A 12,072-nucleotide genomic window follows, 5' to 3' on the forward strand; every position below is an offset into this window, starting at 1 on the left:
TGCAGCGCCGGGCCGACCCTGGCCGGCTCCCCCATGTCGGCCACGCTGACCGCAAAGGTCTGGCCCTCGGCCTCGCAGACCTGCATCTGCAGACGCACCGGCACACCCGCCAGTGGCAGCACACGCTCGTGATGGTCGGGCCGGCACGGCAGCACAAACTGCAGGCTGGCATCGACCACACGGCCCTCGCGCCAATCCAGCGCCGGCGAGCAGCCGCTCATCGCCAAGCAAGCGCCAACCGTGAACAAAGTCCGCTTCCGCGGCGTCGCATCCCTCATTCGTAGGAATGTAAGCGCTTGGCAAGCGTCCCCCCAGGGGCGCACACTGCCCCGCTCCCTCCCCTAGACCATGGCCACGATGAACAATCCGCTGCCCGGCGGCTTGCACCTCGCCGCGACGAACACCCTGCCAGAAGGCCAGGCCGCAGCCTTGCCCTCGCACTGGCTGCAGGTCATTGACGAGATGGGCAGCGAAGTCGGGCAGACGATGTCGGACGCACTGGAACGCGTGAACCAGCTGACCAGCACTGGTCGCATCGACCGCAACGGCCTGCAGCAGCTGACAGAAGAGATCGGCCGTGCGCGCCGCCTTGGCATGGTCGGCCAGCAGCTCTCGCGCATCGCCTCCGGCGGTGTGAACCAAAGCGCCGAGGAAGTGAACCTGACGCAGACGCTGCGCGAGCTGCTGCAGCAACACGGCCCGGCCGCCAGCGCCAGCGGCATCGAGTTGCGCCCCGCCATGCAACCGGCCTCGGTGCTGGCCGACGCCAGCCTGCTGCACGCGCTGTTGCAGGCCATGCTGGACTGGGCCCTCCCGCACGCGCAGGGCCACATCGAATGCCGGCTGGAGCTGCTGCCCTGGCCGCCCAACGCCTGCCTGCGCTGCCACTTCCCACTGCGCCACCCGGGCCCGCCCAATGGCCTGGCGTGGCGCCTGGTCGAACAGATCGCCTGGGCGCTGGAGTTGCGCATCGAGCGGCTGGACAGCCCCGGCAGCTGCACGCTGCTGCTGGAGTTCACCCACACGCTGCAGCCCGCCGCGCCGGATGTCAGCGCATCCGCGCCCGATCCGGACCCGCTGTCCTCCGGCTTCGGCCCCTCGCTGGACTCCAAGCCGCTGGCCGGCAGCCACTTGCTGGTGCTCGCCGGCCGGCGCGACCTGCGCTCGGACATCCGGGAAGCCGTGCGTCACATGGGGCTGGTGCTGGACTTTGTGAGTTCGGTCGAAGAGGCTGAACGCTTCTGCCGCGAAACGCTGCCGCACGGCATCATTTGCGAATCGGTGCTCGCCGGCCAGCGCTTCACCCGCCTGCGCGAATTGCTGGCCGCCGAGCAGCCCGACTTCGTCTGCATCGAGATCGCCGAAGAAGGCGACCACTGCCAGCTCTCGACCGACAGCGCCCAGCGCCAGGCCCAGATCGGCCGCCACGCGGTACTGCAGTACCTGCCTTCCGCGCTGATCTTCGAGCTGACGCGAAACAGCTGAGTTGGCGAGACGAGCGCGCGCCCGCAGGCCGGCGCCGGGCCGCCCCAAAGCGGCCTGCGCGACCCGCCCGGCGGGTGGTCTCAGGTACTCATGGGACCGGGTGCCCCAGCTCCTAGCCTCCTAGCCTCCTAGCCGAAGACCTTTTGAAGGATCGCGCTGCCGGTGCCAACCGGATCGCGGCGGATCTTCTTTTCCTCTTCGCCAATCATCAGGTACAGCCCGTCCAGCGCCTTGCGCGTCACGTAGACCTGCACGTTGGCGTCCTCCTTCTTCACCAGGCCAAAGCCCATGGCCTGGCCGGCAACCGCGTTGTACTTGCTCGCCAGCGAGACCTTTTCGGTCGCCTGCGTGACGATGGGCAGGAACTTCTCGCCCAGCGGCAGGCGTGTCTTGGTGGCGAAGAAGTCGGTGACCGAGGTGTCGCCGCCGCGCACGATCTTCAGCCCGTCCTGCACCGACATGCCTTTCACCGCCGCCACCAGCAGCTCGCGCGCCTGCGGCACGGCGGCCTCGGCCGCTCGGTTCATCGCAGTGATCAATTCATCCACCTTCTTCTGCTGGCCCGAAAGCCTCAGCAGCTGTGCCGCATCGTTGAGGATGCCGGGCAGCGGGATGCGCACCTTCGGGTTGCCGAGGAAGCCATCGGTCTGGCCCAGCAGGCCGACCGCAGCCTCCGCGCCGCGCTGCAACGCGGTTTTCACGCCCAGCGAAGCATCGGCCTCGCTGAGGAAAGCCGCCTCGGCGACGCGGGTGCCGCTCATGCCGGCCAGCAGCATGCCGGCCGTCGCCGTAAACTCTCTGCGCTTCATACGAAGGTTCTCCCCATGGACAGACGCCGTCATCTTGCTCTGAGTGCCAGCCTGCTGGCAACGCTGCCGTTCAGTGGCCTGCTGGCCGGCTGCGCGGCACGCGAAAGCGCGCCTGACGTGCATTACACCCTGCTGGATGGCCGCCAGGCCAATCTCGCCGGCCAGCGCGGCAAGGTGATGCTGGTGAACTTCTGGGCCACCAGCTGCACGACCTGCGTGCACGAGATGCCCAACATCATCGCCACGCACGAGAAGTTCAAGGGCCAGGCCTTCGACACGCTGGCCGTGGCCATGAGCTACGACCCGCCGATGTACGTCGACAACTTCGCCAAGTCGCGCCAGCTGCCGTTCAATGTGGCCATCGACAACACCGGCGCCATCGCCCAGCAATTCGGCAAGGTGCAGCTCACGCCCACCACCTTCCTGATCGACAAGCAGGGCCGCATCGTCAAGAAATTCGTCGGCGAGCCCGATTTCGCCTCGCTGCACCAGCTGATTGGCGAGCTAATCGCCGAGAAGAGCGCCTGAGGTCCCGTGCCGCCTGGCGCGACCCCACCATTCGGCACATCGTGCATCCGTGGACCATCCCCCACGAGCGTCGGAAACTTTGAGTTCACCTTGTCTGCGCCTTGCGGGCACAATTCCGGCCGTGCGCAAGATCTGGTCTTCCCTGTGGCTCTCGCTGTTCCTGCTGTTGGCTCAGCAGGGCGCGGTGCTGCACGAGATCGGCCACCTGGCCACCAGCCCGCAGTCGGCGTCTGGTCTGACCGGCAAGGTGCATGTCGCAGGCAGCGCCTGCGACGACTGCCTTGCCTTCGCGCAAGTGGCCAGCTTCGTCGCGACCTCGGTCCCGTCGCTGCAACTGCCGCCCGCCACGCACCCATGGGTCACCTCACGGACCTTCCGAGCCCGCGACGCCGACGTCCCCGCGCACAGCGCCCGGGACCCTCCGATCCTCCTCTGAAGTCGTCCTGACGCCCGGTCTGGTGCTTCACCAGTGCCGGGCGCTGTCTGCACCTGCGCGCGCCGCTCGCCTGCCCTGTTTTCGGACGGGCCAAGCGCTGCGCCGCGGTGCACCTCACTCGATGAATCGACTGCTCGCGGGCCGCTCCACTCAGGCCCGCGACAGAGGAGCTGTTTGCATGTTCACCCCTTCTCGCACGGGCCTGGCGCTCGCGTTGGCGCTCGCCTATCCCTTGCTCGCCCTGCCCGTCCGCGCGCAGACCGTCGCCGCCACAGATGGCGGCTCGACCACCGCCGCACCAGCGCCGCAGCGGGTCGAAATCTCCTCCCAGCGCCAGCGCCTGGACGCCGCGCGCAACGGCCTGTCGCCCGACACCGGCAGTTCCATCTACCGCTTCGACCAGCAGGACATCGCCAAGCTGCCGATGGGCGCCGACACGCCGCTGAACCAGGTCATCCTGCAGGCGCCCGGCGTGGTGCAGGACTCCTACGGCCAGCTACACGTGCGCGGTGACCACGCGGATCTGCAGTACCGCATCGACGGCATCGTGATCCCCGAGGCCATCGGCGGCTTCGGCCAGGCGCTGGAGACGCGTTTTGCCGACCAGATCCAGGTGCTGACCGGCGCGCTGCCGGCGCAGTACGGCTACCGCACGGCCGGCGTGGTGGACATCCATTCCAAAGGCGCGAACCAGCAGAACGGCGGGCAGATCAGCCTGCTGGGCGGCAGCAACGGCCACCGCGAAGGCAGCCTGGAACTGGGCGGTAGCGTCGGCGCGCTGAGCTACTACATGGTCGGCTCGGCGATGCACGACGACCAAGGCATCGAGAACCCGACGTCTTCGCGCCACGCGCTGCACGACGAAACCCAGCAAGGCAACGGCTTCGGCTATTTCTCCTATGTGCTGACGCCCGAGACCCGCGTGAACCTGATCCTGGGTGCGGCCAACAACCGCTTCCAGATCCCCAACGTCGCCGGCCAGACACCCGACTATTCGCTCGCCGGCCACGACAATATCGACTCCGCGACGCTGGACGCGCGGCAGAAGGAGCGCAACCACTTCGGCGTGCTGTCGCTGCAGAGCAGCTTGGGCCAGGACGTGGACTACCAGGTCGCCCTGTTCAGCCGCTACACCGACGTGCACTACCGCCCCGACGAGGTCGGCGACCTGGCCTTCAACGGCGTGGCTGCCGATGTGGCGCGCAGCAACCGCGCGGCCGGCCTGCAGGCCGATGCCAGCTGGCACCTGAATGCCACCCACACGTTGCGCGGCGGCGTGTTCTACCAGTCCGAAAAAGGCGCGACGCGCAACGACTCGCTGGTCTTCCCGGCCGATGGCGACGGCAACCAGACCAGCGACCAGCCGCTCAGCATCTCCGACGACGCGCAGCTCAAGGGCCACACCTGGGGCGCCTACCTGCAGGACCAGTGGCAACCGGTCAAGGCGCTGACGGTCAACTACGGCCTGCGTTTCGACCAGGTGCGCACCGTCGTCGACGAGCAGCAGCTGAGCCCGCGCGTGGGCCTGGTCTACGACATCGACGCGATGACCCGCGTGCACGCCGGCTACTCGCGCTACTTCACTCCGCCGCCCACCGAGCAGATCGACCAGACCTCGATCCAGAAATTCCAGGGCACGACCAATGCGCTGCCGTCGGACGCCAACACCGCCGTGCGCTCCGAGCGCTCGAACTACTACGACATCGGCCTCGAGCGGCAGATCGACAGCCACCTGACCGTGGGCGTGGACGGCTACTACCGCCAGGTGCGCCACCTGCAGGACGAGGGCCAGTTCGGCAACGCGCTGATCTACTCGGCCTTCAACTACAGCCACGCCCGCGTCTACGGGCTGGAACTCTCGGCCAGCTACCGCGACGAAGCCTTCAGCGCCTATGCCAACGTGGCGTTTGCGCGGGCACTCGGCAAGGGGCTGGAAACCGGCCAGTTCAACTTCGAGCAGGATGAGATCGACTACATCAACTCGAACTGGGTGCACCTGGACCACGACCAGGCGACCACGGCGTCAGCCGGTGCCAGCTACCAGTGGGCCAACGGCTTGTCGACCTCGGCCGACCTGCTGTTCGGCAGCGGCCTGCGCAACGGCTTTGCCAACAGCAGCCACCTACCCAGCTACACGCAGGTCAACCTGTCGGCGCACCGCAGCTTCGACCTGGGCACGGCGGTCGGCCCGGTGGACCTGCGCCTGTCGGCGCTGAATGTGTTCGACCGGATCTACCAGATCCGCGACGGCTCGGGCATTGGCGTCGGCGCGCCGCAATATGCGCAGCGCCGCACGGTGCTGGCGGGCATCAGCAAGTCATTCTGAGCGCCCCCGGACCTGCCGCTTCGCGTCAGGCCCCCCGAGGGGGTCAAGAAAACTTGGGAGCGGCCCGGCGTTTTCTTGAGAGTGCCCCAGGTCCGGGCTTGCGTCCGGACCGCCGCTCAGTTCGCTTCGATGGCGCCCACGCCGGCATGCGCGGCCTGCTGGTCCGCGTGGTAGCTGGAACGCACCATCGCGCCCACGGCAGCGTGCGTGAAGCCCATCTTGTAGGCCTCCTCTTCGAACATCTTGAAAGTATCCGGGTGCACGTAACGCTTGACCGGCAGGTGGTGGCCGCTGGGCGCCAGGTACTGGCCAATGGTCAGCATGTCGATGTTGTGCGCGCGCATGTCGCGCATCACCTGCAGGATCTCTTCGTCGGTTTCGCCCAGGCCGACCATGATGCCGCTCTTGGTCGGCACGCCCGGCACGGCTTCCTTGAAGCGCTTGAGCAGGTTCAGGCTGAACTGATAGTCCGACCCCGGGCGCGCTTCCTTGTACAGGCGCGGCGCGGTTTCGAGGTTGTGGTTCATCACGTCCGGCGGCGCGGCCTTCAGGATGTCCAGCGCGCGGTCCATGCGGCCGCGGAAGTCGGGCACCAACACCTCGATCTGCGTCTGCGGCGACAGCTCGCGCACCTGGCGGATGCAATCGGCGAAATGGCCGGCACCGCCGTCGCGCAGGTCGTCGCGGTCCACGCTGGTGATGACCACGTACTTCAGCTTCAGCGCGGCAATCGTCTTGGCCAGGTTCATCGGCTCGTCCACGTCCAGCGGATCGGGCCGGCCGTGGCCCACGTCGCAAAACGGGCAGCGCCGGGTGCACTTGTCGCCCATGATCATGAAGGTCGCCGTGCCCTTGCCGAAGCATTCGCCAATGTTCGGGCAAGAAGCTTCTTCGCAGACGGTGTGCAGCTTGTGCTCGCGCAGGATCTGCTTGATCTCGTAGAAGCGCGTGGTCGGCGAGCCGGCCTTGACGCGGATCCAGTCCGGCTTCTTCAGCATCTCGCCGGCCGGCACGATCTTGATCGGGATGCGCGCCGTCTTGGCCTGGGCCTTCTGCTTGGCGCTGGCATCGTAATCGGCGCCGGTCTTGGCTTCGTGGGTGACGTTGTCGGTGGACATGGAGGCCTTGCAAGGGCTGGCGCGCGAGGCGCTGGAGGACAGGGACAGGGCTGGCGGCGGCTGGCAGGTGGCGCCACTCAGGGCGCCGAAGCGGGTGGGCTCAGGTGCTGGCGCAGCCGCTCGCACAGCAGGGCCGAGACTTCGGCCGGCTCTGCACGCACGCCCAGTGTAGCGAGGTCGACCGTTTGCAGCCCTGCGTAGCCGCAGGGGTTGATGCGCTGGAACGGTTCCAGGTCCATCGCCACGTTGAGCGATACGCCATGGTACGTGCAGTGCTGGCTGACCTTGATGCCCAGCGCGGCAATCTTGCCCAGGCCTGCGAATTCATCCAGCCGCGGGCCGGCTGGCAATGCCGCGTTGAACGGGTCGGCCAGGTTCACGTAGATGCCCGGCGCGCCGCTCACGCGAAAGCCCAGCACGCCGAAGCGTTCCAGCGTCTGGATCACGGCGGCTTCGAGGCGGAACACGTATTCCTTGACGAAGATGCCCAGCCGGCGCAGGTCCACCAGCGGGTAGACGATCACCTGGCCGGGCCCGTGGTAGGTCACCTGGCCGCCGCGGTTGCTCTGCACGACCGCGATGTCGCCGGCGCCCAGCACATGCTCGGGCTTGCCGGCCACACCCTGGGTGAACACGGGCGGGTGCTCGACCTGCCAGAACTCGTCGGGTGTGTCCAGGCCGCGGGCCTCGGTGAAGGCGCGCATCGCGGCAAAGGTCTGCTCGTAGGGCACGCGGCCCCAGTCGCGCAGCAGCGGCGGCGGGAACGGAGCAAGCGTGGCGGTCGACATGGCTTGCAATTGTCCGACATCGGACCAACCGGGCGCCGGCGAAGGTCAAGCCAGCCGCGCTATCGTCATGGCATGTTGCCGCAAGCCACCGCACGAATCCGCCGCCTGCTGAGCGCTGCCGCCCTCGTCACCATGGCCGCGCTGCCGCTCGAGGCCGGTGCCGCGCAGGCCACCGCGCCAGACCCATTCGATGCGGCGCTGACGCTGTATGTGCAAGGCGACCTGACCGCTGCCGCGCAGGCCTTCGGCGTGCTGGCGAAACAAGGCCACCCGGGCGCGATGCACGACCTGGCCGCGATGCACCTGCGCGGCGAACTGCCGGACAGCAACGTGGAAACCGCGCGCGAGTTGCTGCTGATGGCTGCGCAGCGTGGCTTCGTGACCTCGCAATACGCGCTGGGCGAACTGTTCGAGAGCGGCAAGCTGGGCAAGCAGGACCTGGTGCAGGCGTTGGCCTGGTACCAACTGTCGGCCGAATCCGGCAGCGTGGACGGCGCGGTCGCTGCCGGCACCGCCTACCTGATGGGCCGAGGCACGCCGCCGGACAGCAGCCAGGCTGCGCAGTGGTACCGCCAGGCGGCCAATGGCGGCGACATGGGTGCGATGTACATCCTTGCCTCGCTGTACGAGAAGGGCGACGGCGTGCCGCAGGACCTGCGGCTGGCGCGCTACTGGTACGCCGGGGCCGCGGCAGCCGGCGACGAGGCGGCGCCGTACAAGGTCAAGGAGCTGGACGCCAAGGCCGCGGCCGAAGCGGCGACTGCGCCGAAATGAAAAACGGCGCCGAAGCGCCGCTTTCCGGGACCGCCAAAAGTGCTCAGAGCACGATCTTGACCATCGGGTGCGTGGTCAGCGTGCGGTAGAGCTCGTCGAGCTGCTCGCGGCTGGTCGCCGTCACGGTGATGGTGACGCCCAGGTAGTTGCCACCCTTGCTGGGCCGCTTCTCGACGGTTTCGGGGTCGAAGCCGGGGTCGAACTGCAGTGCCACCGAGACGATGGCGTCGACAAAACCGTCGACGTGCGCGCCCATCACCTTGATCGGGAAGGCGCTGGGGTACTCGATCAGCGATTGCTCGGGCGGGATGTAGGAAGACATGGTGTTGGTCGACATGACCGGATAGATAAGGCCGCCGTTGCGACTTGCAAGTTGGCGCGCCGCAGCGCCGCTCAGGCGCACTGTTCGCGCTTGGCCCTTTGGTAGGCTTCGTAGAGGCGGCCGTAGACCGGGCCGGGCTTGCCGCGCAGCGCGCCATGGCCCACGGCCTCGCCGTCCAGCTTGGTCACGGCCAGCACTTCCTTGCCGGTGGAGCTGAGCAGCACTTCGTCGGCGGCGCGCAGGTCGGATTCGCTGATTGGCCGCAGGTTGAAGGCAATGCCCTCTTCCTCGCACAGCTCGCGCAGCAGCTGCACCCGAATGCCTTCCAGCACGTGTTCGTTCATCGGTGGGCCCAAGAGCGCACCCTCCTGCACGATCCAGGCATTGCAGGTGGAAGCCTCGGTGAGCCACGGGCCGCCCGGCAGCCCGTCGCGCAGCAGCAGGGTTTCGGCGGCGCCCGCATCGGCCGAAACTTGCCGTGCCAGCACATTGCCCAGCAGCGAGATGCTCTTGATGTCGCCCCGCTCCCAGCGGAAGTCGCGCGCGGTGACGCAGGCCACGCCCTGGTGGCGCAGCTCGGCCGGCACCGGTTTCATGGCGTTGCTCATGATGAAGACCGTGGGCGCTATGTCCACCGGCATCACATGGTCGCGCAGCGCCACGCCGCGCGTGACCTGCAGGTAGACCACCTGGTCCTCGGCCGGATGCGCGGCGATGACCCGGCGCAGCCGCGCCAGCCAGCCGTCTCGATCCGTTGGCGAAGCCATGCGCAGCTTGTCGAGGTTGCGCGCCAGCCGTGCCATGTGCTCGTCGAAGCGGAACAGCTGGCGACCGTAGACCGGCATGGCCTCGTAGACGCCGTCGCCGAACAGGAAGCCGCGGTCCATGACCGAAACTTTGGCCTGGGACAGCGGCAGCAGCTCGCCGTTCAGCTCGCACAGGGTATCGGGCAGCACGGTCATCGGGATCTCCGCAGGGGCGTAGGCCTGGAGATTACTTGATCCAAAGGCGGATGGCATCCCAGGCACGGCCGAAGATGCCGGCCTGCGGCACTTCTTCCAGCACCACCAGCGGCACCGAAGCGACCGGCGCACCGCCGGCCGTGGTGACCTTCAGCGTGCCGACGCGCTGGCCCTGGGTCAGCGGCGCGACCAGCGGGTCGGTGCGCTCGACGGCCGTCTTCAGGCGGTCGCCCTCACCCTTGGGCACGGCCACGAACACCGCGCCTTCGCTGCCCAGCTTCACTTCGGGGCTCTTGCCCTTCCACACCGGCACCGTGGCCATGGCCTTGCCGGCCTCGAACAGGCGCACCGCGTCGAAGTTGGTGTAGCCCCAGTTCAGCAGCTTCTGGCTCTCGTTGGCCCGGCCCTGCATGGACTCCGCCCCCATCACCACCGACATCAGCCGGCGCTTGCCGTTCGGGAAGTCGCGCTGGGCCGAGGCCAGCAGGCAGTAGCCTGCCGCGTCGGTGTAGCCGGTCTTCATGCCGTCAACGGTCGCGTCGCGGCCCAGCAGCAAGTTGCGGTTGGGCTGCTTGATGTTGTTGTACGTGTACTCCTTCATCGAGTAGTACGGGTAGCGCTCGGGAAAGTCGCGGATGATGTGCTGGGCGATCACTGCCAGGTCGCGCGCCGTGCTGTAGTGGCCGGCTTCGGTCAGTCCGGTCACGTTCTTGAACGAGGTGTGCGTCAGGCCCCAGGCCTGGGCCTGCCGGTTCATCACCGCCACAAAGGCCTCGACACTGCCGGAAACGCCTTCGGCCAGCGCCACCGAAGCATCATTGCCCGACTGCACGATCAGGCCGCGCAACAGTTCGTCTACCGTTGGCGTCATCGTGGTGTCGATGAACATCAGCGAGCCGCCACCCTTTCTCTCCTTCCAGGCCCGCTCCGAAACCGGCAGGCGCTGCTCCAGCGAAAGCTTCTTTTCCCGCAACGCGCCAAAGACCACGTAGGCCGTCATCAGCTTGGTCAGCGAGGCGGGTTCGGCCTGGGCGTCGGCATTGCGCTCGGCCAGCACCTGGTTGGCCGTCATGTCGATCAGCAGGTAGCCACGCGAAGCGATTTCGGGTGGCTGTGGCGCCTGGGCATGGGCGCTCAGGGTCACGCCCAGCGCCATGGTGGCGCCGAGCAACAGGGAATGCAGGGATTTCATCAGCAAGGACCCAAAAGGTCGTCAAAGCCCGGGCAGTCGACGAGGCGCGTTCAAGCGCGCCAGGCGTTCACCACAAGCGATTTGAGCAGCGGCAGCTGCCCGTGAAAGAAATGGCCCACGCCAGGCACCACCACGACGGGCAGCGACTGCGGGCGGGCCCAGTCGAAAGTGGCCGACAGCGGCACGACGTCGTCGGTCTCGCCGTGGATCACCAGCGTGTCGGCCGGCACGGTGGTCATGTCGAAGCGCGAGGTCGCAGGGCCGACCAGCACCAGCCGCTCGGCCTTGGCATCGTCGGCAAGACGCTGGGCAGCATGCGAGACGATGTAGCCGCCAAACGAGAAGCCGGCCAGCGCCAGCGGCAGCGCCGGGTCGCGCTGCGCAGCGATCACCGCCAGCGCGTCGTCGACCTCGCCACGACCCTCGTCCCATTCGCCTTCGGAGCCGCCCACGCCGCGGTAGTTGAAGCGCACAGCGCGGTAGCCCAGTTGCAGGAAAGCGCGGGCAAGGGTGTGCACGACCTTGTTGTCCATCGTGCCGCCCTGCTGCGGGTTCGGGTGGCAAATCACCACCACGCCGCGCAGCGCAACGCCGGCCGCCGGTTCATCCATCGCCCCCACCAGCACGCCGGCCGGGCCGGCTATGCGCAGCGGCTGAGTATTGGCGCTCATGCGCGGCGCCAGCCCCGCAGCGGCGCTCACCGGCCGACCTCGGGTGCCAGCTTCAGGCGCTCGACCGGCTTGCCGTTCTTGAGGTGTGATTCGACGATCTCGTCGATGTCCTCGTTGTCGACAAAGGTGTACCAGGTCTCTTCCGGGTAGACGACGATGACCGGGCCACCAGCGCAACGGTCCAGGCAGCCGGCCTTGTTGACCCGCACGCCGCCCACGCCTGCCAGCTTCTGTGCCTTGACCTGCTTCTTGCAGTGATCAAAGCCGGCTTGCGCGCCATGCTGGGCGCAGCTTGCCTCGCCATTGCTGCGCTCATTGAGGCAGAAGAAGACGTGATGCTTGTAGTAGCTCATTGCGGGATTGTAGGCAGTGGGGGCAGTGCAGCTCAGCGTGAAGCACGCTCGCGGGCTTGTCTGCGAGTGCTGGCGGGCTTGCTTTGTTCCATCGGCCGCATGTGTTCGGCCGAAGCCACCCGCCCGGCCAGCCACAGGATGGCCGCGTAAGGCCATAACCAGCCGATCCATTGCGCCAGCCCGTGGAAGCGGATGAAGCGCCCCTGCTCCCAGGCCTGCAGGCTGAGCGAGAAATACGGGTCGGCCGGCGCCTGGGCCACCACCGTGACCAGCAGCAGCAGCGCCGCCATGCCCAGCGCCGCCGCCAG

The 12,072-nt window shown here is 67.7% G+C and carries 13 protein-coding genes and 2 pseudogenes; 5 read left to right on the plus strand and 10 right to left on the minus strand.

Features of this window, described 5'->3' with window-relative positions; translation table 11 throughout:
• Positions 1-221: pseudogene (locus FKP22_RS09170) on the minus strand (hypothetical protein); the annotation flags it as partial.
• Positions 222-357: 136 nt separating this feature from the next.
• On the opposite strand from FKP22_RS09170, the gene FKP22_RS09175 reads away from it, so the two are divergent.
• Positions 358-1,485 (plus strand): hypothetical protein, encoded by a 1,128-nt coding sequence (locus tag FKP22_RS09175; protein WP_141287173.1) that lies wholly within the window; start codon positions 358-360, stop codon positions 1,483-1,485.
• Between the two features lie 128 nt (positions 1,486-1,613).
• On the opposite strand, the gene FKP22_RS09180 is transcribed toward FKP22_RS09175, so the two are convergent.
• Positions 1,614-2,294 carry a DUF4197 domain-containing protein gene (locus FKP22_RS09180; protein WP_141287175.1) on the minus strand — a complete coding sequence of 227 codons (681 nt, stop codon included), beginning with the start codon at positions 2,292-2,294 and terminating at the stop codon, positions 1,614-1,616.
• 15 nt (positions 2,295-2,309) lie between these two features.
• On the opposite strand from FKP22_RS09180, the gene FKP22_RS09185 reads away from it, so the two are divergent.
• The 3 genes from FKP22_RS09185 to FKP22_RS09195 all read left to right on the plus strand — a co-directional run bounded on the left by FKP22_RS09185 (position 2,310) and on the right by FKP22_RS09195 (position 5,584).
• Positions 2,310-2,822, plus strand: a complete 513-nt coding sequence (locus FKP22_RS09185; protein WP_141287177.1) for a TlpA family protein disulfide reductase — start codon at positions 2,310-2,312, stop codon at positions 2,820-2,822.
• A gap of 121 nt (positions 2,823-2,943) precedes the next feature.
• Positions 2,944-3,258, plus strand: coding sequence for a hypothetical protein (locus FKP22_RS09190; RefSeq protein WP_141287179.1), 315 nt, complete (start codon positions 2,944-2,946; stop codon positions 3,256-3,258).
• Positions 3,259-3,436: 178 nt separating this feature from the next.
• A complete protein-coding gene (locus FKP22_RS09195) occupies positions 3,437-5,584 on the plus strand; it encodes a TonB-dependent receptor (RefSeq protein WP_141287181.1) in 2,148 nt (715 codons plus the stop codon).
• Positions 5,585-5,700: 116 nt separating this feature from the next.
• Here the strand turns inward: FKP22_RS09195 and lipA are convergent, their stop codons facing one another.
• Positions 5,701-6,702, minus strand: coding sequence for a lipoyl synthase (gene lipA, locus FKP22_RS09200; RefSeq protein ID WP_141287183.1), 1,002 nt, complete (start codon positions 6,700-6,702; stop codon positions 5,701-5,703).
• A gap of 77 nt (positions 6,703-6,779) precedes the next feature.
• The gene (gene lipB, locus FKP22_RS09205; RefSeq protein WP_141287185.1) at positions 6,780-7,490 is read right to left on the minus strand and encodes a lipoyl(octanoyl) transferase LipB; all 711 of its coding nucleotides are present in this window, start codon (positions 7,488-7,490) and stop codon (positions 6,780-6,782) included.
• A 72-nt stretch (positions 7,491-7,562) separates the two neighbouring features.
• Between lipB and FKP22_RS09210 the strand changes: the two genes are divergently transcribed.
• Positions 7,563-8,264, plus strand: coding sequence for a tetratricopeptide repeat protein (locus tag FKP22_RS09210; RefSeq protein WP_141287187.1), 702 nt, complete (start codon positions 7,563-7,565; stop codon positions 8,262-8,264).
• A gap of 43 nt (positions 8,265-8,307) precedes the next feature.
• Here FKP22_RS09210 and FKP22_RS09215 read toward each other — a convergent pair whose 3' ends face one another.
• From FKP22_RS09215 to FKP22_RS09240, 6 genes and pseudogenes are all read right to left on the minus strand, one after another.
• Positions 8,308-8,601, minus strand: coding sequence for a DUF493 family protein (locus FKP22_RS09215; RefSeq protein WP_141287189.1), 294 nt, complete (start codon positions 8,599-8,601; stop codon positions 8,308-8,310).
• A gap of 56 nt (positions 8,602-8,657) precedes the next feature.
• Positions 8,658-9,548, minus strand: coding sequence for a D-amino acid aminotransferase (locus tag FKP22_RS09220; RefSeq protein ID WP_141287191.1), 891 nt, complete (start codon positions 9,546-9,548; stop codon positions 8,658-8,660).
• A 31-nt stretch (positions 9,549-9,579) separates the two neighbouring features.
• The gene (locus FKP22_RS09225; RefSeq protein WP_141287193.1) at positions 9,580-10,740 is read right to left on the minus strand and encodes a D-alanyl-D-alanine carboxypeptidase family protein; all 1,161 of its coding nucleotides are present in this window, start codon (positions 10,738-10,740) and stop codon (positions 9,580-9,582) included.
• Positions 10,741-10,790: 50 nt separating this feature from the next.
• On the minus strand, positions 10,791-11,411 hold the full coding sequence (locus FKP22_RS09230; RefSeq protein ID WP_141287195.1) for an alpha/beta hydrolase: 621 nt from the start codon (positions 11,409-11,411) through the stop codon (positions 10,791-10,793).
• A 26-nt stretch (positions 11,412-11,437) separates the two neighbouring features.
• The gene (locus tag FKP22_RS09235) at positions 11,438-11,764 is read right to left on the minus strand and encodes a (2Fe-2S) ferredoxin domain-containing protein (protein WP_141287197.1); all 327 of its coding nucleotides are present in this window, start codon (positions 11,762-11,764) and stop codon (positions 11,438-11,440) included.
• 32 nt (positions 11,765-11,796) lie between these two features.
• Positions 11,797-12,072, minus strand: a pseudogene (locus tag FKP22_RS09240) (VanZ family protein); the annotation flags it as partial.

This window comes from Ideonella azotifigens (assembly GCF_006519715.1).
GTDB classification, from domain to species: Bacteria; Pseudomonadota; Gammaproteobacteria; order Burkholderiales; family Burkholderiaceae_C; genus Ideonella; species Ideonella azotifigens.

Excerpts from the sequence above, each read along its gene's own strand:
- lipB (WP_141287185.1), bottom strand. The coding sequence starts at position 7,490 with ATGTCGACCGCCACGCTTGCTCCGTTCCCGCCGCCGCTGCTGCGCGAC.
- FKP22_RS09220 (WP_141287191.1), bottom strand. The coding sequence starts at position 9,548 with ATGACCGTGCTGCCCGATACCCTGTGCGAGCTGAACGGCGAGCTGCTG.
- FKP22_RS09180 (WP_141287175.1), bottom strand. The coding sequence starts at position 2,294 with ATGAAGCGCAGAGAGTTTACGGCGACGGCCGGCATGCTGCTGGCCGGC.
- FKP22_RS09215 (WP_141287189.1), bottom strand. The coding sequence starts at position 8,601 with ATGTCGACCAACACCATGTCTTCCTACATCCCGCCCGAGCAATCGCTG.
- FKP22_RS09210 (WP_141287187.1), top strand. The coding sequence starts at position 7,563 with ATGTTGCCGCAAGCCACCGCACGAATCCGCCGCCTGCTGAGCGCTGCC.
- FKP22_RS09235 (WP_141287197.1), bottom strand. The coding sequence starts at position 11,764 with ATGAGCTACTACAAGCATCACGTCTTCTTCTGCCTCAATGAGCGCAGC.
- FKP22_RS09175 (WP_141287173.1), top strand. The coding sequence starts at position 358 with ATGAACAATCCGCTGCCCGGCGGCTTGCACCTCGCCGCGACGAACACC.
- FKP22_RS09225 (WP_141287193.1), bottom strand. The coding sequence starts at position 10,740 with ATGAAATCCCTGCATTCCCTGTTGCTCGGCGCCACCATGGCGCTGGGC.
- FKP22_RS09230 (WP_141287195.1), bottom strand. The coding sequence starts at position 11,411 with ATGAGCGCCAATACTCAGCCGCTGCGCATAGCCGGCCCGGCCGGCGTG.
- FKP22_RS09195 (WP_141287181.1), top strand. The coding sequence starts at position 3,437 with ATGTTCACCCCTTCTCGCACGGGCCTGGCGCTCGCGTTGGCGCTCGCC.
- FKP22_RS09185 (WP_141287177.1), top strand. The coding sequence starts at position 2,310 with ATGGACAGACGCCGTCATCTTGCTCTGAGTGCCAGCCTGCTGGCAACG.
- lipA (WP_141287183.1), bottom strand. The coding sequence starts at position 6,702 with ATGTCCACCGACAACGTCACCCACGAAGCCAAGACCGGCGCCGATTAC.